The sequence below is a fragment of the Streptomyces aureoversilis genome, from assembly GCF_042657885.1.
Lineage (GTDB): Bacteria > Actinomycetota > Actinomycetes > Streptomycetales > Streptomycetaceae > Streptomyces > Streptomyces aureoversilis.
In genome coordinates this window covers 367,422-387,248 of record NZ_JBHSKJ010000002.1, presented here as the reverse complement: position 1 = coordinate 387,248, position 19,827 = coordinate 367,422, and the positions used below count along the sequence as shown (strand labels likewise).

Annotated in this window: 18 protein-coding genes and 1 pseudogene; 9 read left to right on the top strand and 10 right to left on the bottom strand. The window is 73.6% G+C overall.

Annotation, left to right across the window (positions count from 1 at the left end; all coding sequences use genetic code 11):
- Positions 1–9: 9 nt before the first annotated feature.
- Entirely contained in the window at positions 10–264 is a 255-nt protein-coding gene (locus ACFPP6_RS04610) for a ferredoxin (protein WP_382037459.1), read from the bottom strand.
- Complete coding sequence (locus tag ACFPP6_RS04605; RefSeq protein WP_382037457.1) at positions 261–1,760, bottom strand: aldehyde dehydrogenase; 1,500 nt, start codon at positions 1,758–1,760, stop codon at positions 261–263. Before ACFPP6_RS04605 ends, ACFPP6_RS04610 begins: the two co-directional genes overlap by 4 nt.
- Before the next feature lie 454 nt (positions 1,761–2,214).
- Here ACFPP6_RS04605 and ACFPP6_RS04600 point away from each other — a divergent pair, with 454 nt between their 5' ends.
- From ACFPP6_RS04600 to ACFPP6_RS04580, 5 genes and pseudogenes are all read left to right on the top strand, one after another.
- Positions 2,215–3,489, top strand: a complete 1,275-nt coding sequence (locus ACFPP6_RS04600) for a prenyltransferase/squalene oxidase repeat-containing protein (RefSeq protein ID WP_382037455.1) — start codon at positions 2,215–2,217, stop codon at positions 3,487–3,489.
- Positions 3,486–4,193, top strand: coding sequence for an SCO2322 family protein (locus ACFPP6_RS04595; protein WP_382037453.1), 708 nt, complete (start codon positions 3,486–3,488; stop codon positions 4,191–4,193). Before ACFPP6_RS04600 ends, ACFPP6_RS04595 begins: the two co-directional genes overlap by 4 nt.
- Positions 4,190–5,347 (top strand): annotated as a pseudogene (locus tag ACFPP6_RS04590) (energy-coupling factor transporter transmembrane component T); the annotation flags it as partial. The gene ACFPP6_RS04595 and the pseudogene ACFPP6_RS04590, both read left to right, overlap by 4 nt.
- Positions 5,348–5,796: 449 nt before the next feature.
- Positions 5,797–7,482 (top strand): ABC transporter ATP-binding protein, encoded by a 1,686-nt coding sequence (locus ACFPP6_RS04585; protein ID WP_382037451.1) that lies wholly within the window; start codon positions 5,797–5,799, stop codon positions 7,480–7,482.
- 95 nt (positions 7,483–7,577) lie between these two features.
- Complete coding sequence (locus ACFPP6_RS04580; RefSeq protein ID WP_382037716.1) at positions 7,578–8,369, top strand: ECF transporter S component; 792 nt, start codon at positions 7,578–7,580, stop codon at positions 8,367–8,369.
- Positions 8,370–8,557: 188 nt separating this feature from the next.
- On the opposite strand, the gene ACFPP6_RS04575 is transcribed toward ACFPP6_RS04580, so the two are convergent.
- Together ACFPP6_RS04575 and ACFPP6_RS04570 are read right to left on the bottom strand one after the other, a co-directional pair.
- A complete protein-coding gene (locus ACFPP6_RS04575; RefSeq protein WP_382037449.1) occupies positions 8,558–9,646 on the bottom strand; it encodes an amidinotransferase in 1,089 nt (362 codons plus the stop codon).
- Between the two features lie 98 nt (positions 9,647–9,744).
- The gene (locus tag ACFPP6_RS04570; RefSeq protein WP_382037447.1) at positions 9,745–10,281 is read right to left on the bottom strand and encodes a GNAT family N-acetyltransferase; all 537 of its coding nucleotides are present in this window, start codon (positions 10,279–10,281) and stop codon (positions 9,745–9,747) included.
- Positions 10,282–10,429: 148 nt separating this feature from the next.
- Here ACFPP6_RS04570 and ACFPP6_RS04565 point away from each other — a divergent pair, with 148 nt between their 5' ends.
- Positions 10,430–12,469 (top strand): bifunctional glycosyltransferase 87/phosphatase PAP2 family protein, encoded by a 2,040-nt coding sequence (locus tag ACFPP6_RS04565; protein ID WP_382037445.1) that lies wholly within the window; start codon positions 10,430–10,432, stop codon positions 12,467–12,469.
- Here the strand turns inward: ACFPP6_RS04565 and ACFPP6_RS04560 are convergent.
- From ACFPP6_RS04560 to ACFPP6_RS04545, 4 genes are all read right to left on the bottom strand, one after another.
- Positions 12,459–13,172 (bottom strand): hypothetical protein, encoded by a 714-nt coding sequence (locus ACFPP6_RS04560; RefSeq protein ID WP_382037443.1) that lies wholly within the window; start codon positions 13,170–13,172, stop codon positions 12,459–12,461. The two genes, ACFPP6_RS04565 and ACFPP6_RS04560, sit on opposite strands and share 11 nt — an antisense overlap.
- Entirely contained in the window at positions 13,169–13,753 is a 585-nt protein-coding gene (locus ACFPP6_RS04555) for a DUF6114 domain-containing protein (protein ID WP_382037441.1), read from the bottom strand. Before ACFPP6_RS04555 ends, ACFPP6_RS04560 begins: the two co-directional genes overlap by 4 nt.
- Position 13,754: 1 nt before the next feature.
- Entirely contained in the window at positions 13,755–14,375 is a 621-nt protein-coding gene (locus ACFPP6_RS04550; protein ID WP_256790261.1) for a DUF6230 family protein, read from the bottom strand.
- A 229-nt stretch (positions 14,376–14,604) separates the two neighbouring features.
- On the bottom strand, positions 14,605–15,837 hold the full coding sequence (locus ACFPP6_RS04545; protein ID WP_382037439.1) for a cytochrome P450: 1,233 nt from the start codon (positions 15,835–15,837) through the stop codon (positions 14,605–14,607).
- Positions 15,838–16,074: 237 nt separating this feature from the next.
- On the opposite strand from ACFPP6_RS04545, the gene ACFPP6_RS04540 reads away from it, so the two are divergent.
- Positions 16,075–17,244 (top strand): steroid 3-ketoacyl-CoA thiolase, encoded by a 1,170-nt coding sequence (locus tag ACFPP6_RS04540; protein WP_168091375.1) that lies wholly within the window; start codon positions 16,075–16,077, stop codon positions 17,242–17,244.
- 80 nt (positions 17,245–17,324) lie between these two features.
- Positions 17,325–17,807, top strand: a complete 483-nt coding sequence (locus ACFPP6_RS04535) for a GNAT family N-acetyltransferase (RefSeq protein WP_382037437.1) — start codon at positions 17,325–17,327, stop codon at positions 17,805–17,807.
- Here the strand turns inward: ACFPP6_RS04535 and ACFPP6_RS04530 are convergent.
- A complete protein-coding gene (locus ACFPP6_RS04530) occupies positions 17,797–19,137 on the bottom strand; it encodes a tetratricopeptide repeat protein (protein ID WP_382037436.1) in 1,341 nt (446 codons plus the stop codon). The genes ACFPP6_RS04535 and ACFPP6_RS04530 overlap by 11 nt on opposite strands.
- A 135-nt stretch (positions 19,138–19,272) precedes the next feature.
- Between ACFPP6_RS04530 and ACFPP6_RS04525 the strand changes: the two genes are divergently transcribed.
- Positions 19,273–19,626 (top strand): hypothetical protein, encoded by a 354-nt coding sequence (locus ACFPP6_RS04525; RefSeq protein WP_382037434.1) that lies wholly within the window; start codon positions 19,273–19,275, stop codon positions 19,624–19,626.
- Between the two features lie 17 nt (positions 19,627–19,643).
- Here ACFPP6_RS04525 and ACFPP6_RS04520 read toward each other — a convergent pair whose 3' ends face one another.
- Positions 19,644–19,814 (bottom strand): hypothetical protein, encoded by a 171-nt coding sequence (locus ACFPP6_RS04520; protein WP_382037432.1) that lies wholly within the window; start codon positions 19,812–19,814, stop codon positions 19,644–19,646.
- Positions 19,815–19,827 lie beyond the last annotated feature (13 nt).

Genomic DNA, 19,827 nt, shown 5'->3' with positions numbered 1-19,827 from the left:
GTCCCCGCGTCACTCCTCCGGGGGGAAGTCCGGGGGAAAGACGGGCTCACCCGTGTCCAGGACGCTGATCGTGATCGCCTCCACCGGGCAGCTCTCGGCGGCCGTGAACAGCGGAGCGGACGCGTCCGTCTCCTCCGCGACCGGGCGCGAGCGCCGTCCCTCGTCGAGCGCGAAGGCCTCCGGTGCGTTCCCCGCGCACATCCCCGAGCCCACGCACAGCCCCCGGTCGACGCGCACGCGCCAGCGCCCGCCCTCCCCGGTCACGCCTCTCCCCCGGCGGGCTCCCCGTGCCCCGCCGGCAGGTGGATCGTCTTGTGCTCCAGGTACTCGGCGAAGCCCTCGGGCCCGAACTCCCGCCCCAGGCCGGAGTTCTTGTAGCCGCCGAAGGGGCCGAACATGTCGAGGCCGAAGGTGTTGACCGAGTACGTGCCGGTGCGCACCCGGCGGGCGACCTCGATGCCGCGCTCGGCGTCGCGGGTCCAGACGCTGCCGGAGAGCCCGTAGTCGGAGTCGTCGGCGATGTGCACGGCCTCCTCCTCCGTGTCGTAGGGCAGCAGGCAGATCACGGGCCCGAAGATCTCCTCGCGGGCGATCCGCATGGCGTTGGAGACGTCGCCGAACAGGGTGGGCTCGACGTACCAGCCGGTGTCGCGGTCCGCCGGCCGGCCGCCGCCGGCGAGCACCTTGGCGCCCTCGCGCTGCCCGAGCGCGATGTACTCCAGCGAGCGCCGCCGCTGCCGCTCGGCGACGAGCGGGCCGACCTGGGTGGCGGGGTCGAGGGGGTCGCCGACGACGAGGGCGGAGGCGGCCGCGGCGAAGCGCTCGGCCAGCTCGGCGTAGTGGGCGCGGGGGGCGAGGATGCGCGTCTGGGCGACGCACGCCTGGCCGTTGTTCATCCAGGCGGTGGGGACGATGCCGGTGACGGCCGCGTCCAGGTCGGCGTCCGGCAGGATGATCGCCGCGGACTTCCCGCCGAGCTCCAGGGTGACGCGGGTGAGGTTGCGCGCGGCGACCTCCATGACGCGCCTGCCCGCCGCGACCGAGCCGGTGAAGGCCACCTTGTCGACGCCCGGGTGGCCGACGAGGTACTCGCTGACCTCGCGCTCCGCGGGGAGGACGGACAGCACGCCCTCCGGCAGGCCCGCCTCGGTGACGATCTCCGCCAGCAGGTAGGAGTCCAGGGGCGTCTCGGGCGAGGGCTTGAGCACCACCGAGCAGCCGGTCAGCAGCGCGGGCGCGAGCTTGGCCGCGGCCACCAGCTGGGGCATGTTCCACGGCACGACGGCCGCGACGACGCCGACGGGCTCGCGCCGCACCAGCAGCGGCCCGAGGGCGCCCGCCCGCCGCTCCTCGTAGGACAGGTCGCGGGCGACGGCGATGGCGCAGTCCCACACCATCATCGCGCCGAGGGCCTGGGCCAGGACGCTCCAGGAGTAGGGGGAGCCGTTCTGGGCGGAGACGGTGCGGGCCAGCTCCTCGTGCCGGGCGGCGATGCCGTCCTTGATCCGGGTGACGACCTCGATGCGCTCGGCCGCCGGCCGGTCCGCCCAGATCCCGGAGTCGAAGGAGGTGCGGGCCGCGGCCACGGCGCGGTCGACGTCCTCGCGCGAGGCGTGCGGGACGCGGCCGATGACCTCCTCGGTGTGCGGCGACACGACGTCGATGACGGCGCGGCCGGCCGGGTCGGTCATGGTGCCGCCGATGAAGAGCTGCCCGTGCTCGATCAGTCCGTTCCCGTCCCGGTTCAGGTCCCGGTTCATGTCCGATGCCTCCCGCGCGTCTGCGGAGCCCTGAGCGTCGGATCTGACGCTGCATCAGACAGTTAGCAGCTCCTCCGGCGCCGGGGCAACGGGATCGGCGGGCTCGGCGGACGACCGGGCCCCGACCCGGCCGGTTAAAGTGTCCGTGACAACTTCATCCCGCCTCGGAACGGGGGAAGCCGGTGCAAATCCGGCGCTGACCCGCAACCGTGACTACGGCCCGCCGCCCCGGCACGGCCGTACGAGCCGGACCACCCGGGCCAGGCGGCAGGCTTCCGGAGCCGGTCGTACCGCCTGGCGGTGCCGCCCGGTCCACCGGCACCGTCGAGGTATGCGGAGCCGAGCCCGGTGCCACCGCGCGAAGCTCGCGGGGCGGCAGCCGCGCACGGCTGCGCCACCGCGCACCCCGGCACGCCGGCCACCGCAGTGACACCCACCCGAGAGGCACGACCCCATGGCCCCCTCCCTCGTCGTCCACGCGCGCCGCGGCGCCGCGGTCCTGGCCACCGCCGCCGCCCTGAGCACGGCCGTGGTCCCCGCCGCCCTCGCCGACGGCTCCCCGTCCCCGGCCGCCCCCGGGCTCTACGGCACGGCGGACCCCAAGTTCGACGGCGTCTTCCGGCAGTCCCTGGCCTTCATGGCGCAGAGCGCGACGGGCGTCACGCCGGCCCGGCAGGCCGTCGACTGGCTCGCCGGCCAGCAGTGCGCGGACGGCGGCTTCCCCGGCTACCGCGCCGACACGGGCAAGGCGTGCGACCCCAAGAAGGACGAGTTCACGGACGCCACCGCCGCGGCCGTGCAGGGCCTCGCCGCCGCCGGAGGCCGCTCGGAGGCCGTCAAGAAGGGCCTCGACTGGCTCAAGGCCCACCAGAACGAGGACGGCGGCTGGGGCTACCAGGCCGGCAGCCCCAGCGACGCCAACTCCACCTCCATCGCGCTCGGCGCGTTCGCCGCGGCCGGGCAGGACCCGGCCAAGGAGGCCGCCAAGGGCGGCAGGAACCCCGTCGAGACGCTGCTGACCTTCCAGCTCGGCTGCGACGCGAAGGAGGAGGGCGAACGCGGCGCGTTCGCGTACCTCAAGGACGACAAGGGGCTGCGCGCCGACAACCTCGCCAGCGCCGCCGCCGCGCTCGCCACGCGCGGCAAGGGCTACCTCGTCGAGCCCCCGAAGAAGGACGCCGACCAGCCGGTCAAGCCGCTGGAGTGCTCCGGCGACGACAAGGCGAAGCCCAAGGACGCCGCCGCTGCCGCCGAGGCCGTCGACGGCTACCTCGTGGCCACCATGGACAAGAACGGCGGCTACCTGCTGCCGTCCATGCCCGGCGCCCCCGCCAAGCCCGACCAGGGCAACACCGCCGACGCCGCCCTCGCCCTCGCCGCCGGCGGCCACCGCTCGGCCGCCGAGAAGCCCCTGAAGTGGCTGCAGTCCAAGGAGAGCGGCACCGCCGAGTGGGCCAAGGGCCAGCCCGGCCGCCTCGCCAAGCTGATCCTGGCCACCCGCGCCGCGGGCGGCAACCCGCACGACTTCGCGGGCACCGACCTGGTGGAGCAGCTGAACGCCACCGGCCCGGCCCCGGAGAAGAAGGCCACCGGCGGCATGGGCACGGAGGAGAAGAAGGACGACGACTCCGTCACCGTCAACGTGTGGTGGATCGTGGGCGTCGGCCTGGCCTTCGGCGCCGGCATCGGCTTCCTGATCAGCGGCCGCAAGAAGAAGCAGCAGCTGTGACCCGAGCCGCTGCGGCGCGCGGCGTCGTGACGCGCGGCGGCGCGGTCGCCGCGCTCGCCGCCGTGCTCCTCACCCTCCTCGGCACCGCCCCCGCGCAGGCCTCCGGCTACCGGTACTGGTCGTTCTGGCAGGGCTCCGGCGGGCAGTGGGCGTACGCCACGCAGGGGCCCGCCACGGCCCGGCCCGGTGACGGCGAGGCCGTCGGGTTCCGGTTCGCCGTCAGCGCGGACTCCTCCGACGCCGCGAAGCCGCGCGCCGCCGCCGGCTTCGCGGCGGTCTGCGACGGCACGCCCGCCAAGGACGGTACGAAGCGCGTCGCCGTCGTCCTCGACTTCGGCACGGCCGCGGACGCCCCCAAGGGCGAGACGCCGCCCGCCGCCCGCTCGGCCTGCGCCCAGGTGGGCGAGGACGCGACCGCGGGCGAGGCGCTGGCCGCCGTCGCCAAGCCGCTGCGCTACGACTCCTCCGCCCTGCTGTGCGCCATCGCCGGCTACCCGCGGACGGGCTGCGGCGAGCAGGTCGGCGGCGCGAGGAAGGATTCCCCGGACGGGAGCGCACAGCCGGGCCCGGCCGCGAGCGAAGGCTCCGACGGCGCGGGCTCCGGCGACGGCGGCGGCCCCTCGGCCGGCCTGATCGGCGGCATCGCCGCCGTGGTCGTCCTGGGCGCCGCGGCCGTCTGGCAGGCCCGCCGACGCCGCGGATGAGCGAGGGGAAGAAGCCGCCGCGGGGCGGGTCAGGAGTGAGTACGGGGGTCGGCGCCGGGGGCGGTGCCGGCGGTGACGCCGGGGGCGCGCCCCTCACCTCGCGCGCCTCCGCGCTGCACGCGGGCGCCTGGTGGGTGTGGGCGCTCGGCCTGGCCGCGGCGGCCTCCCGCACCACCAACGTCCTGCTGCTCGGCCTGCTCATCGCCGTCGCCGGCTACGTCGTGGCCGCGCGGCGCACGGACGCGCCCTGGGCGCGCTCGTACGGGGCGTTCCTCAAGCTCGGCCTCGTCGTCATCGGCATCCGGCTCGTCTTCGCGATCGTGCTGGGCTCCCCGATCCCGGGCACGCACACGCTCTTCGTCCTGCCGGAGGTGCCGCTTCCGGACTGGGCGCGGGGGGTGCGGCTCGGCGGCCGGGTGACGGCCGAGGGGCTGCTCTTCGCGTTCTACGACGGCATGAAGCTGGCCACGCTGCTGGTGTGCGTGGGCGCGGCCAACGCGCTCGCCAGCCCGGCGCGGCTGCTGAAGTCCCTGCCCGGGGCGCTGTACGAGGCGGGCGTCGCGGTCGTCGTCGCGATGACGTTCGCGCCGAACCTCGTCGCCGACGTCCAGCGGCTGCGCGCCGCCCGCCGCCTGCGCGGACGCCCCGACCGCGGCCTCGCCGCCCTGCTCCAGGTGGGACTGCCGGTGCTGGAGGGCGCGCTGGAGCGTTCCGTGGCGCTGGCGGCGTCGATGGACGCGCGGGGCTACGGCCGCACGGCCCGGGTGCCGCGCGCGGTCCGCCGCACCACGAGCGCGCTCACGCTGGGCGGCCTGATGGGCGTCTGCGCCGGCACGTACGGGCTGCTCGCCGACCAGGGCGCGGGCTACGGCATGCCCGTCCTGCTGTCCGGTCTCGCCGCCGCGCTGGCAGGCCTGTGGCTGGGCGGCCGCCGCTCCGTGCGCACGCGCTACCGGCCGGACCGGTGGGGCGTACGGGCCTGGCTGGTGTCCGGCTCGGGCGTGGCCGTCGCGGCCCTGATGATCCAGGCGAACACCTACGCGGCGGCCGCGCTGCACCCGCCGGCGGTACCGCTGACGACGCCGCAGCTGCCGGTGTGGCCCGCGGCGGCGATCCTGATCGGCTTGCTCCCGGCGTTCGTGGCGCCGGCGCCCGCCGGCGGGGGGTCGCGGGGCGCGGGGCGCTCGCCGCGAGGCGCTGAGCCGGGCTCTGCCGGGCGGGAACCGGCCGGGCCGGGGGCGGCCGATCCGTGGGCTGCCGGGCACCGCCGGGCAGGCCGCCGGGGGCCGGGCACCGCTGCGGCGGGAGATCTTCCCCAGTCCCGCCCCTTCCCGAATCCGGGGGCAGGCCCCCGGCCCCCCGGGAGCCGGGGCAATGCGTCCGCCACCGCACCGCCCGGGGCCCGGGACGCAGCCTCCACCCCACGGCCCGGCGCCCGGGGCGCAGCCCCCACCACCCCACCCCCCGGGGTCCGGGGCACAGCCCCGGGAAACGGTGAAAGGGTGGGGCCGGGGCATCCTTCTCCGCCGCGGCGGCGCTCGGCACCCGCCGGGGAGCGCGGCGGTGCCGAGGCCACCGAGACCCCCACCCCCAAGGAGCCCAAGTGATCCGCTTCGAGCAGGTGTCGGTCACCTACGACGACGCCGAGGCACCCTCGCTCCAGGAGGTCGACCTCAGCGTCCCCGAGGGCGAACTCTGCCTGCTCGTCGGCCCGTCCGGCGTCGGCAAGTCCACCCTCCTCGGCACCGTCAGCGGCCTCGTCCCGCACTTCACCGGCGGCACCCTGCACGGCCGCGTCACCGTCGCCGGCCGCGACACCCGTACCCACAAGCCGCGCGAACTCGCCGACGTCGTCGGCACCGTGGGCCAGGACCCGCTCGCGCACTTCGTCACCGACACCGTCGAGGACGAGCTCGCGTACGGCATGGAGTCCCTCGGCATCCCCCCGCACACCATGCGGCGCCGCGTCGAGGAGACCCTCGACCTGCTGGGCCTCGCGACCCTCCGCGACCGCCCCATCGCCACGCTCTCCGGCGGCCAGCAGCAGCGCGTGGCGATCGGCTCGGTGCTGACCACGCACCCGAAGGTGCTGGTCCTCGACGAGCCGACGTCCGCCCTGGACCCGGGCGCTGCCGAGGAGGTGCTCGCCGTCCTGCAGCGCCTGGTCCACGACCTGGGCACCACGGTCCTGATGGCCGAGCACCGGCTGGAGCGGGTCGTGCAGTACGCGGACCGCGTCATCCTGCTGCCCGGCCCCGGGCGGGCCCCCGTCGCGGGCGGGCCGGCCGAGGTCATGGCGGTGTCGCCGGTCCACCCGCCCGTCGTCGACCTGGGCCGGCTCGCCGGCTGGTCACCGCTGCCCCTGTCCGTACGGGACGCGCGCCGCATGGCGCCGCCGCTGCGGGAGCGGCTGGCCCCGCTGGCACCGCCGGCCACGGCCGCCCCGCAGGGCGCGGAGGGCGTCGCGGCCCGCCCCCGCCGCACCGGTTTCCTGCGCAAGGCCCGCCGCACGGCGGACACCGGCCCCGCCCCCGCCGCGGCCGCCGCCGGGCTCGCCGTCCGGCACGGCCGGCTGGTGGCGCTGCGCGACGTGAACCTGTCCGTACGGGCCGGGGAGACGGTCGCGCTGATGGGCCGCAACGGCGCGGGCAAGTCCACGCTGCTGCGCACGCTCGTCGGCATGCACAAGCCCGCCGCGGGCTCCGTGCGCGTGGGCGGCGTCGCCCCGCAGAGCACGACCCCGGCGGAACTGCTGCGCCACGTGGGCCTCGTACCGCAGGAGCCGCGCGACCTGCTGTACGCGGACACGGTCGCGGCCGAGTGCACGGCGGCCGACGGCGACGCGGGCGCGGAACCGGGCACCTGCCGCGCGCTCGTCTCCCGGCTCCTGCCGGACGTCCCCGGCACGACGCACCCGCGCGACCTGTCGGAGGGCCAGCGCCTCGCGCTCGCCCTCGCGGTCGTGCTGACGGCGCGCCCGCCGCTGATCCTCCTCGACGAGCCGACCCGCGGCCTCGACTACGCGGCCAAGCACCGCCTGGTGGAGATCCTGCGCGGCCTGGCCGCCGAGGGGCACGCGATCGTCCTGGCCACGCACGACGTGGAGCTGGCCGCGGAGCTGGCCCACCGGGTCGTCGTCATCGCCGACGGCGAGATCGTCGCGGACGGCCCGACGGCCGAGGTCGTGGTCTCCTCGCCGGCCTTCGCGCCGCAGGTGGCCAAGGTCCTCGCGCCGCAGCCGTGGCTGACGGTCGGACAGGTGCGGGACGCGCTGGAGGCGGGCTCGTGAAGGACACCGCACAGGACCGCGAGGACTCCGCACCCGACGGGAAGAACGTCGCACCCGGCCGCAGGGACACCGCCCCCGACCGCCAGGCGCGGGCGATCCGCCTCGGCAGGCGCTCGATCGCGGCCCTGCTCCTCGTCTCCGCGACCGGGGTGGCGGCCTTCGGCTGGCCCCTGCTCGCCGACTCCGCGTCGGGCCTCGCGCACTCCCAGGACGCGCCGTGGCTGTTCGCGGCGCTGCTCCCGCTGCTGCTGGCCGTCGTGGTGGCGGCCATCGCCGACTCGGGCCTGGACGCGAAGGCGATCGCGATGCTCGGCGTCCTGGCGGCGGCGGGCGCGGCCCTGCGGCCGCTGGGCGCGGGGACGGCGGGCATCGAGCCGATGTTCTTCCTGATGGTGCTGTCGGGCCGGGTCCTCGGCCCCGGCTTCGGCTTCGTGCTCGGTGCGGTGTCGATGTTCGCGTCGGCGCTGCTGACGGGCGGCGTCGGGCCCTGGATGCCGTTCCAGATGCTGTCGATGGGGTGGGTGGCCATGGGCGCGGGCCTGCTGCCCGGACCCGACCGCCTGCGCGGCCCCCGCGAGGTGCTCATGCTCGCGGGCTACGGCGCGGCGGCCTCCCTCTTCTACGGCACGGTGATGAACCTCCAGGGCTGGCCGTACATCGGCTCGCTCGCCACGGGCGTGTCCTTCGTCCCGGGCGACCCGGTCCAGGAGAATTTCGCCCGCTTCGTCGCGTACTGCCTGGCGACGTCCCTGGGCTGGGACGTGCCGCGCGCGGTCGTGACGGTCACGGCGACGCTCACGCTCGGCCCGACGGTCCTGAAGGCGCTGCGGAGGGCGACCCGGAGGGCCGCGTTCGACGCACCGGTGACGTTCGGGGAGCCGCGATGACGTTCGGGGAACCGCGATGAGGCCAGGAGTTCCTGGAGCCCCGGAGGGCCCGCGAGGCGCTGACGGGTCTGCTCGGCGCGAGTGACGGGATCGTCCGCGCGGGTGCGGAGCACCGGCTCGCCCGCCGCGGCGGCGCGTAGCGCGGCCCGCCGCCCGCGGATCACCGGCCGCGGATCACCGGCCGCAGGTCACGGGAAATACGATTCGAGCGTGCCGCGGCGCCGGACGTCGAGCGTCGCGCAGTGGAACGAGCCGCCGAACGGCGCGTAGTGCAGCAGGTCGCACGGGACCGGCTCGAACCCCCACCGCTCCAGTGCGCGCAGCATGCCGGTGTGGTGCCGCTCCGCCACCACCCTGGTGCCGTCGACCACCAGGACGTTCAGGCTGAGCCACTTGCCGCACATCGAGGTGATCCTGAGCAGGCGCTCCTCGATCGGGTCGGGTTCGGGGGCGACCAGGACGTCCCAGGAGCGCAGGACGTCGGGCAGCCGGCCGACGTCGATGTACTCGGGGTTCACCAGCACCTTGCCGGGCGCGAGCGGGAGGAACGTCGTGTCGATGTGCATGGGCGTGCGGGAGCGGCTCTCGATCTCGTGGATGCGGTAGCCGGGCCCGAGGTGGCGGCGCAGCCAGTCGATGCCCATGCGGTTGGTGACGTTGCTCGGCGTCACGAACAGGTCGCGTCCGGCGCGTACGAAATCCGCGGCGTCGAACACCGGCTCGAACTCGGTGAGGATGCGGCGCACGGGCTCGCCCGGCGCGGCGGGACGGAAATCCGCCTCGAACAGCGCGTCGGTGAGCTGCGGCTTCGGCGCCGCCGTCCACCGCGCGCCGCGCCGGAAGTAGTCCTTGAGGAGCGTGCGGTAGGGGTGGGTGTCGAAGTAGCGGCACGGCCACGCCATCGGGGTCTCGATGATCTCGTCGCCGACCACGAGCAAGCCGTCGCGCGGACAGGCGCTGCAGAAGCCGCGGGACGACCAGTCGGGGGTGCCGAAGCGCCGCCTGTGGTCCGCCGCGTCCGGGCGCCTGACCGTGACGCCGAGGGACCCCAGGAGGGCGATGAAGCGGTCGAGCTCCTCCTGCGCCCGCTCGACCAGCACGCGCGGATATCTCCAGCCGGCGGCGCGCCCCTGCAGCCGCGCCGCCCACGGCGGGAGGTTGCAGGCCACGACGGGGTGGTCGGAAGGGATCGCCGCGCCGTCGAGGCGCCCGACGATGACCTCTTCCAGCGGGTCCCACTCGTTGTGCGAATGGACGGGTGAGACGAGAGGCTCCACAGCGCTGTAACTTACTGCACGTCATCCATCACCTGAAGTGACCGCGCGGGGGCTCGAAACAACCCCGCGGGGCTCGAAGCAACCCGCGGGGGCTCATGTCAGGCCCGGAGCTCCTTCGCCATCCACACCTCGGCGTAAGGATTCTCCTCGGGGCTGTTGTACCGCGGGACGTGGGCGAAGCCGTGCCGGGTGTAGAGCGCCACCGCCTCCACCAGGTCCTTCCGCGTGTCCAGCAGGATCCGCTCCGCGCCCCACTGCCGTGCGACGGCCTCGGCCTCGGCCAGCAGCGCGGGCGCGAGCCCCTGCCCGCGCGCGGCCGGCCGCACGTACATCCGCTTCAACTCGGCCGCACCCCGCGCCCGGTCGAACCACCGCAGCCCCACGCACCCCACCGGCTCCCCGTCCCGCCGCGCGACCATCAGCAGCCCCTTCGGCGGATCGAGATCGTCGCTGGGATCCTCGGCGAGGTGCCCCTCGATCTCCTCGGGGGTGCACCGCCGCCCGAGGTTGAGGACGTACCAGCGGTCGGCGACGTCCGTCAGGTACTCGCGAAGCAACGCGGCGGACCCGGCGGAGCCGACGGACTGCGGGGCGATGCTCCAGGAGGAGGCGGGAAGGGGGGCCTTACGGGTCATGCGGGCATGGTCGCACGGGCGTTCCGGAAGCGCGCCCGAATTATGCGCGGTGACCCGGAGGTGCCCTGGTCTGTTCTCCAGGACTCAGTAAGGTCTCGAAGAGCGCTACGAGAGTGACCGAGCTGGGCGACTGGAGGAGCGTCGGGGCGTGGCGAATGCACAGAGGGGCGGGCGGCTGGGAAGCCCGCCGGGAGCGGGAGCGGGGGCGGGGACCGGCCTCGCCTTGGGCGTGCTGTGGCTCCTCGCCGGGCTGCTGGCCGTGCGTCAGACCGCGGCGGTGCTCAGACTGCCTCCCGAGCGGCGCCTGACCGACCTCGGCCGGTGGATCGGCGACAACGGCGTCCTGCACGTGCGCGGCTCGCTCTACGACACCGACCGGTTCACCGGTACCCCCTTCGCGGGACTCGCGCTCAAACCATTGACGAAGGCCGCCGAGGAGAGCCTCGGCATCTTCTGGACGTTCGGCACGCTCCTGCTGGTCGTGGCCCTCGCGCTCGTCGCCGCCCGCTCCCTGCCGGGGCCCGTCCCGCGCCGTACGGCGCTGCTGGCCGCCCCCGTGGCCGTGATCCTGACCGTGGCCTCGCTGCCCGTGCGGAACACCTTCACGCTCGGGCAGACGAGCATCATCCCCGTCCTGCTGGTGCTCCTCGCCTGCTGCCCGCCCCGCCTCGCGCAGGGCTCCGGCCGGACGAGCGGCCTGCTCATCGGGGTCGCCGCGGCGCTGCAGCCCACCGTGCTGCTCTTCGCCGTCCTGCTGTGGCTGACGGGCCGCCGCCGCGCGGCCGCCGCCGGCGGCGTCACCTTCGTGGCCTGCTCGGCACTCACGTGGGTGGTCATGCCGGACGACTCGTGGACGTACTGGATCCACCACATCGCCGGCGCGGGCCTCGGTCACGCTCCCGGCGGGCTCGCCAACCAGTCCCTGCACGGCCTGCTGCTCCGCCTGGGCCTGCACGGCCCGGCCGAACTGGCGCTGTACGGGCTGCTGGCCGCGGCCGTCGCCGTGCTCGGCCTGCGCCGCGCCGCGCGCTACGCCCTCGACGGGCAGGTCCTGCTCGCGACGGCCGTCGCCGGCTGCACCGCGGTCGCGGTCTCGCCGGCGGCCTGGCAGCACCAGCAGCTGTGGCTCCTGCTCGCGGTCGTCGGCCGGGTCGGCAAGCGCCGCGCCGACCGGCTCGCGTGGCCCGTGCTCGTCGTCCTGGTGATGACGCTCACGAGCACCGCGCTGATGCCGGACAACCCGTTCCTGCGCCCCCTCGGGGACAACGCCCCGCTGCTCGCCGCGCTCCTCGCGGCCTGCGTGGTGCCCTTCCTGCTGCGCACGGCGGAGGGCTGGGAGCGGCCGCTGCCGACGCCGGTGACCGAGCCGCAGCAGGGCCGCTTCGCCTGGGTGCCGCTCTTCCGCTTCTGGAAGCGCCCGCTGTCCCGGTCGAACGTCCTGCTGGAACTGATGCTTTTACGGGTCGGCTACTGGGTCTACTCGTACATCCGCGGGCAGGCCCCCGGCGAGCGCTCCCTCGCGGAGGCCCACGGCCGGCAGATCCTCGGCATCGAGGAGTTCCTGCACATCGACGTCGAGCACGGCTTCAACCACTTCGTGGCGGGCGTCGGCTGGCTCACCGACGGCATGAACTACTACTACGGCACCTTCCACTTCCTGGTGCCGGTGTCCCTGCTGGTCTACCTCTACGTGCGCCGCCCCGGCACCTACCGCTGGGCCAGGACAGCCCTGTCTCTGGCCACGCTGATCGCGCTGGCCGGCTTCTGGGCCTACCCGCTGGCGCCGCCGCGGCTGATGCCCGGCCTCGGCTTCGTCGACACGGCCAACGGCCCGCAGGACCTCGACCACCCCGACTTCGGGGCGCTGACGGAGCTGTCCAACCAGTACGCGGCCATGCCGTCGCTGCACATCGGCTGGTCGCTGTGGTGCGGCGTCGTGATCGCCGCCGTCGCGCCGAAGCCGTGGCTGAAGTGCCTCGGCATGCTCTACCCGCTGCTGACCCTGTCCGTGATCGTCGGCACCGCCAACCACTACGTGCTCGACGCGGTCGGCGGTGCGCTCGTCGTACTGTCCGGTTTCGCCATCCAGTACGTGCTCAGCGGCCCGGGGCGGCAGGCGTTCGGCAAGGTGCCGGCCGCGCGCAGCGAGAGCGATCCGCTGCCCGCGGGGGTCCGGCTCAGCCGCTGACGGTGATCTGGGAGCCCGGGTCGGTGGTGTCCGTGATGTCGTAGACGGCGTTGAACACCGACGACGTCGCGCTGGTCGGGCACCCGAAGCCGCCCGTGACCTTGACCGGCACGGTGGCGTTGGTGACCGTGAGCGTGGACGGGGTGCCGTTGGTGTAGGTCGTGAGGATGTCCGCGGGCGCCGTCGGCGCGGCCGTGATCGTGCAGTTGGCCAGGCCCTTGGACTCCAGGACGAAGCCGCCGACCGGGATGCCGAGGGTGGCCGTGATCGGCGACCCGTGCTGCATGGACACGGTCCACGTGCCGGACGTGGTGACGGTCGTGGTCACCCCGGCGATGCTCGCGGTGCAGCCGGAGTACGTGGGCGGGTTGATGCTGCTGGAGACCGGCCCCGACGGGTTCTGGTTGCCGGGGGCGTCGGGTATCCGGTTGTTGGCGGAGCCGGACGACGGCTGCGAGCTGGAGACCGTACACGTGGCGGTCACCGAACCGGCCTTGAACGTGGCCTTCCCGTTGAGCGTGGCCGCGAAGGAGTGGCCGGCCGGGGTGACGGTGGTGGGTTCCGCGGCCGCGAGCGGGCCGGCCGCCGGGCCGGTCTGGGCGCCCGCTGCGCCGGTGAGGGTGAGGGCGGCGGTGGCGGCCAGCCCCGCGCCGCAGGCGAGGAGGGCGCGGGGACGGAGTCTGCGAGAGGTCACGGAGGTCATCGGGTCTCCTTGTGTGGGAGGTGCGCGGGGGGATCGTGGTGCGGTCCGGGGTGCGCCCCGTCGTGCGGTGGGTGGGACGGCTCGCCGCCGGGCGGGCCGGAGGCACCGGGCCCGCCGGCCTCGCCGGGGGCGTGGGCCTCGGGTCCGCCGGGCGTGCCGGGCGCGCCCCCTGCCTCCGGTGCCGGCGGCGGCGTCACCGGCTGCCAGGCGAAGACCATGCCCCCGCCGATGACGCCGAGGATGGTGCCGATGAGGAACCCGCCGAGGTTCGACATCACCAGCGCGGCGGCCGCGATCATGACGGTCACCACCCCGGCGAGGGTGCGGTACTGCGGCGCGAACCACGCGCTCAGGCCCATCAGCACCATGACCAGTCCCATCAGGACCGACGGGATGCCCGCGATCCCCTGATGGAGCATGATCTTCAGCGGTGCCAGCGGGATGGCGGAGATCTCCGCTCCGGCGAGCACGGTGGCGAGGCCTCCCCAGAAGGGCCGGGCCTTGCGCCACCGCCGCCACGCGGCCCACGGCCGCCGGCGGGGGCGGGGTCGGGCGGCGGCGGTCCCGGTGCTCGCCGCCACGTCAGAAGCACTCCTGCTTGCCCTTGAAGACGTTCATCCGCAGGCCGGCGAGCTTGAACGTTCCTGCATTGGTCGCCCAGGCGACCTGCCGGACCTTCTTCATGCTGACGCGGTCGGCCTGCTGGGCGAAGAGGTCCTGCATGCCCTGGGCGTCGGCCGGGCCCTTGTCGAGCGTGGAGGCGTCGCGGCCGATCTCGATGTTCGTGAACTCGGCGTCGCCGCCCAGCTGGGTGGCGTCGATGAAGAGGTTGGTGGCCTTGACCGGGGTGCCGCTCCCGCCCGCCGTCAGGTTGAGGGAGATGTCCCCGATGACGGGCAGGTGGGTGACCACGGACTGGCAGAGCTTCTGCAGCTCGGCCTCCTTGATCGCGGTGACCGCCACGGGCAGCAGGTCGCCGCGGGCGTTGGTGTCCACGCCGCCGTACTGCGCGAAGCCCTTGCCCTCCAGGCTGTCGGCCGAGACCTTGAACTCCTGGCCCGACACGGCGAACGAGGCCGCGAGGGCCCCCTCGGCGAGCGCGACCGCCAGCGCAGCCGTGGCCGCGAAGCCGGGCACGGCCAGGACGGCGAACTTGCGCCACCTGACCCGTCCCGTGACCGGTCTGCCTTGCGCGTCGTTCATGCTGATCGTCCCCTCGGAGAGCCTCGGATGAGAGCTGCCGGACGGGTGGCCGCCGTGTCGCGCCGCATCGCGCGGGTCGGTGCTGTGACGGGCGTGGGGCGTGACGAACGGGCCTGCCCGGAAGGTGTACCCGAGAGTAAGTCCGCGGCCGTCGCCGTACAAGGTCCCGGTACGGACTATTCCCCTGCGGGAAAAGGAAATTGACGCTCCATCAGTTATCGGAGTCCGGTCACCGGTAACGGACCTTCAGCTCCTTGATCCCGTTCAGCCAGGACGACCGCAACCGCCGCGGCTCGCCCTCCAGCCGGATGTCCGGGAGGGTGTCGGCGACCGCGTTGAAGATGAGGTCGATCTCCAGCGCGGCCAGCGACCGGCCGAGGCAGAAGTGCGGTCCGCCGCCGCCGAAGCCCAGGTGCGGGTTGGGGTCGCGGGTGATGTCGAAGACCTCGGGGTCCGTGAAGACCTCGGGGTCGTGGTTGGCCGAGGCGTAGAAGATGCCCACGCGCTGGCCCGCTCGGATGCGGGCGCCGCCGAGCTCGGTGTCCCGGGTGGCCGTGCGCTGGAAGGAGACCACGGGCGTCGCCCAGCGGACGATCTCCTCCGCGGCGGTGGCGGGGCGCTCACGCTTGTAGAGCTCCCACTGGCGGGGGTGGGTGAGGAAGGCGTGCATGCCGTGGCTGATGGCGTTGCGCGTGGTCTCGTTGCCGGCGACGGCCAGCAGCAGCACGAAGAAGCCGAACTCGTCGGAGGTGAGGTTGCCCTCGTCCTCGGCGGCGACCAGGCGGCTGACGATGTCCTTCGCCGGGCACTCCTTGCGCGCGCCGGCCAGGTTCATCGCGTACGAGATGAGCTCCATCGCGGAGTTCGCGCCGACCTCCTCGGTGATCGCCAGCTCGGGGTCGTCGTAGCCGATCATCTTGTTGGACCAGTCGAAGATCCGGGCCCGGTCCTCCTGCGGGACGCCGATGAGCTCGGCGATCGCCTGCAGAGGCAGCTCGCAGGCGACGTCGGTGACGAAGTCGCCGCTGCCGCGCTCCCGCGCCGCGGCCACGATCGCGCCCGCGCGCCCGCGCAGGGCCGCCTCCAGGGAGCGGACCGCGCGCGGCGTGAAGCCGCGTTGCACGATCTGGCGGACGCGGGTGTGCTCGGGCGGGTCCATGTTGAGCATGATGAGCCGCTGGACGTCGATCTGGTCGCGGGATATGTGCTCGTTGAAGCGGATGATCGAGGTGTTGAGGGCGGCGGAGTAGAGGTCGGGCCGGGTGGACACCTCCTTCACGTCCGCGTGCCGGGTGACCACCCAGTAGCCGTCGTCGTCGAAGCCGGCGACGCCGTGGGGCTGGGCGTTCCACCACACCGGCGCCGTGCGGCGCAGCGCGGCGAACTCCGGGAGGGGGACGCGGCGGTGGTAGACGTCGGGGTCGGTGAAGTCGAAGCCGTCGGGGAGCGCGGGACAGGGCATCGGCCCCTCCATTGTCTGACGGTCCATCAGTTATCCGCTGTGTCCCGAAGGTAGTGACGCCGCCCCGCGGGCGGCAAGGGAGGGCGCGACGCCATCTGTCGCGGGCGCGGCACGTGCGCGACCCTTGCGTACCGGGGGTAGCGCTCATAAGACTGCGAGCGAACGAGCGGAATAAGAACGTGTTCTTGTTTGCCGGGGGCGCCGGGACGCCCAGCGGATGCCACGAGAGGACGAACCATGGCCGCGGAACCCGTCATCGTCGAAGCCGTACGCACCCCCATCGGCCGGCGCGGAGGCACGCTCGCCAATCTCCACCCCGCCTACCTGCTGGGCGAGACCTACCGGGAGGTGCTCGCCCGCACCGGGATCCAGCCCGACTGCGTCGAGCAGATCGTCAGCGGCACGGTCACCCACGCCGGTGAGCAGTCCATGAACCCCGCGCGCACCGCCTGGCTGGCCATGGGCCTGCCCTACGAGACCGCGGCCACCACCGTCGACTGCCAGTGCGGCTCCTCGCAGCAGGCCAACCACCTGATCGCCAACATGATCGCGGGCGGCGTCGTCGACATCGGCATCGCGTGCGGCGTGGAGGCCATGTCCCGCGTCCCGCTCGGAAGCGGCTCCAAGCACGGGCCGGGCAAGCCGTTCCCCGACGAGTGGAGCGTCGACCTGCCCAACCAGTTCGAGGCCGCCGAACGCATCGCCCGCAAGCGCGGCCTGACCCGGGAGCACGTCGACGGGCTCGGTCTGCTCTCCCAGCAGCGGGCCGCCCGCGCCTGGGCCGAGGAGCGCTTCAAGCGGGAGACGTTCGCCGTCCAGGTGCCGACGACGGAGGAGGAGCAGTACGCGGGCCAGGGCATGTGGCGGCTCGTCGACCGCGACGAGGGGCTGCGCGACACCAGCACCGAAGCGCTCGGCGGGCTCAAGCCCGTCATGCCCACCGCCGTCCACACCGCCGGCAACTCCTCGCAGATATCCGACGGCGCGTGCGCGCTCATGTGGTCGTCCAAGCGGATGGCCCGCGCGCTCAAGCTGCGCCCCCGGGCCCGCATCGTCGCCCAGGCCCTCGTCGGGGCCGACCCGCACTTCCACCTCGACGGCACGATCGACGCCACGCGCGCGGTCCTTGGCAAGGCGGGCATGTCGCTCCGGGACATCGACCTCGTGGAGATCAACGAGGCCTTCGCCTCGGTCGTGCTCTCCTGGGCCCAGGTCTTCGAACAGGACCTGCAGAAGATCAACGTCAACGGCGGCGCGATAGCCCTCGGCCACCCGGTCGGCGCGACGGGTGCCCGGCTGATCACGACCGCCCTGCACGAGCTGGAGCGGGCGGACAAGGAGTTCGCCCTGATCACGATGTGCGCGGGCGGGGCGCTGGCGACGGGGACGATCATCCAGCGGCTGTGACGGGCGCCATGCCGCGGGCGGCTGATTGGTAATACCCTCAGGCGTATTGGATCTCTTACATTCGTTCGAGGGGAATCGACGTGCTCAGACGCGCCACGGCGGCGGACGCCGCCCACCTCACGGCCCTGGTGAGGCGCTCGGGCGCGTACCGGGGCGGCTACGCGGCGATGGTCGAGGACTACGAGGTCACCGCGGACTACATAGCGGCCCACGAGGTCTTCGTGGCGGAGGCGGACGACGGCGCCCTCCTCGGCTTCTACGCCCTCCTCCTCGGCCCGCCCGCCGAACTGGACCTGATGTTCGTCGCGGACGCGGCCCAGGGGCTGGGTGTGGGACGCCGCTTGGCGTCCCACATGAAGGACCAGGCCCGGGCGGCGGGGCTGTCCGGCGTACGCGTCGTCTCCCACCCGCCGTCCGAAGGCTTCTACCAGAGCGTGGGCGCGACCCGCACAGGTACGGTGCGGGCGACGGGGGCGGTCACGTGGGACCGTCCGGAGCTGGTGTTCGCGCTGGAGCCGTCCACGACCGCCCGGCGCCGGCTCGGAGAAGGGCTTATACGGTGATCGGGCGCTTTATGGTCGCAGCGCGCTCGTAGAGTTCGCGGGCCTTGGCGTTCTTCAAGTGGGGGCGAATCAGCGTGCGCATGATCTCGATCCGCTGATCACAGCGCTGGGACTGCACGAGCGGATAGTCGTCGAGGGCGCGGTTCCATGTAGCGCAAGCCGCTTCCAGATGCCCGATTTCCAGTTGCCGCTCGGCCAGGTACGACTGCTGGCGGACCCTGGCCCGGCGGTACACGCTGTACCGCAGCGTTTCCGCCTCCTGCATGGACTTGATCGAACCGCGCACGTCGCCGAGCCCGTATTGCACCTGGCTCACGTGGTACTGCAGCGAAGAGGGGTCGTAGGAACCGAATGCCGCTTCCTGGGACTCGGCCTTGTCCATCGCGACCTCTGCCTCTTTGATGTACCGCAGAGCCTCGCTGCGGTTCCCGGACTGAGCTGCCGAATGTGCCTGCTGCCCGGCGAGGAACGCCCGCATCCGGGGGCCGGCCTGAGGGGAGGCTGCAGCAGCCGCGTCGGCCAGCCGGCTCGCCCGGGGCCCGTAGCCGAGGTCCACGGCCTGGACGCTCATGCCCCGCAGGGTGGTGCAGTAGGTCAGGTGATCGCCCGCCTGGCCGGCCAGCTCAAGCGCCTTGAGGTAGTACTGCTGCGCAAGGCCATGGTATCCCTCGTCAACGGCCATGTACCCCGTCAGGTAGCAAAGGTCGGAAGCGGCCGACAACATCCCCTTTCGCACATCGTCGGGAGCGCCTGCACGGAGGTACGCGGCCACGGTGTTGACGGCGAAGGCAGCTGCCATGGGACGGGCGTGCCGACCCCCGAACTGATCGTCCAGCGATGACACGCGCTCAGTCATGGCGGCGACCATGTCGACTTCCGGCCAGCCGATACGCGCGGCGCGACCGCTGTGCACGGCCTCGGCGCGCCCGACAACGTCCTGCCACCCCGGAATGGTCAGGGCCACCGAGAACAGCCCTGCTCCGAGGACACCCCGGCGTGACGGATCCATGTCCAGCCGTCCGAGATCGACCAGTCCCTCAACGGGGTCCGCGAGCTCGGCGGCTTTCTCTCCGGTCGCCGGGAAGCCTGCTTCGGCCCGTGTCACCGGACGGCCCAGTTTGCGGGCCAGAGCTTCCAATACGAGTGGTCGGACGGCCTTCCTCGGCAGTGTGCCGCCCAGCCAGTGATGCACGGACGACTCGTCGTACTTCATGGGAGTGCCGGTCTCGGTCCCCAGCCGGTTGACCGCCATGGCGAACTGGCGGTAGGTCCAGCGGCTCTCGGTCAGAAGCCGGGCCAGACCCTCGTTCTTCCGCTCTGTCACACCCATCAACTCCACATGCTCTTGCGGACTTTAAAGGGATTCAAGTGCCGGTCTCCCGCCAACGGTACCGCCCCGCGCAGTCGTGCGGTTACGTAGACGTACGAGCAGGTCAGGCAGCACCTTGCAGGAGGAATGAGCGCCGTGACGTATCGAGTGGGCGCGTACGTAGTGGACACACGGGAGGACCGCGTGGCCCAAGTGATCGGGCACCGGGGTTTCCGCGTGCAGGTGTGTACGCCCGGCGGCGGGCTCGAATGGGAGGTGCCCGCGGTCGCGCTGCGGCTGGCCATGGGGCAGGAGCGGGAGACGTTCCGGGCCTTGGCCAACAGCGATGGCACACACTGGTCGGGTTGTGCCCGGTGCGCCGAGCTGGACGCGGCGTGGCGCGCGGCGTCCGCGGCCGGAGAACGCACGAACCAGGCCGTCGACGCCCTGAGCAGGTTCCGTAACCACTGGCGTTTGGACCACGCCGTACCCGGACCCGCCGGGCAGTGATCCCGGTGGAGCGGCTATCAGGCAGTCGCCTCACGGGCCTCGGTGAGGACGGCCTGGAGTTCGTTCATGGCGGCGCGCCACGCCGGGTCGTCGCGGTCAAGGGTCTGGACGGCGTGCTCGGCGGCGCGGCGCCGGGCCGGGAGGTCGGGGCGGCGTTCGACTTCGACCTCGGCCGCCCAGATGGTCACCCAGCCTCGGGTC

Excerpts from the sequence above, each read along its gene's own strand:
- ACFPP6_RS04605 (WP_382037457.1), bottom strand. The coding sequence starts at position 1,760 with ATGAACCGGGACCTGAACCGGGACGGGAACGGACTGATCGAGCACGGG.
- ACFPP6_RS04550 (WP_256790261.1), bottom strand. The coding sequence starts at position 14,375 with ATGAACGACGCGCAAGGCAGACCGGTCACGGGACGGGTCAGGTGGCGC.
- ACFPP6_RS04560 (WP_382037443.1), bottom strand. The coding sequence starts at position 13,172 with ATGACCTCCGTGACCTCTCGCAGACTCCGTCCCCGCGCCCTCCTCGCC.
- ACFPP6_RS04600 (WP_382037455.1), top strand. The coding sequence starts at position 2,215 with ATGGCCCCCTCCCTCGTCGTCCACGCGCGCCGCGGCGCCGCGGTCCTG.
- ACFPP6_RS04545 (WP_382037439.1), bottom strand. The coding sequence starts at position 15,837 with ATGCCCTGTCCCGCGCTCCCCGACGGCTTCGACTTCACCGACCCCGAC.
- ACFPP6_RS04530 (WP_382037436.1), bottom strand. The coding sequence starts at position 19,137 with ATGGGTGTGACAGAGCGGAAGAACGAGGGTCTGGCCCGGCTTCTGACC.
- ACFPP6_RS04540 (WP_168091375.1), top strand. The coding sequence starts at position 16,075 with ATGGCCGCGGAACCCGTCATCGTCGAAGCCGTACGCACCCCCATCGGC.
- ACFPP6_RS04570 (WP_382037447.1), bottom strand. The coding sequence starts at position 10,281 with ATGACCCGTAAGGCCCCCCTTCCCGCCTCCTCCTGGAGCATCGCCCCG.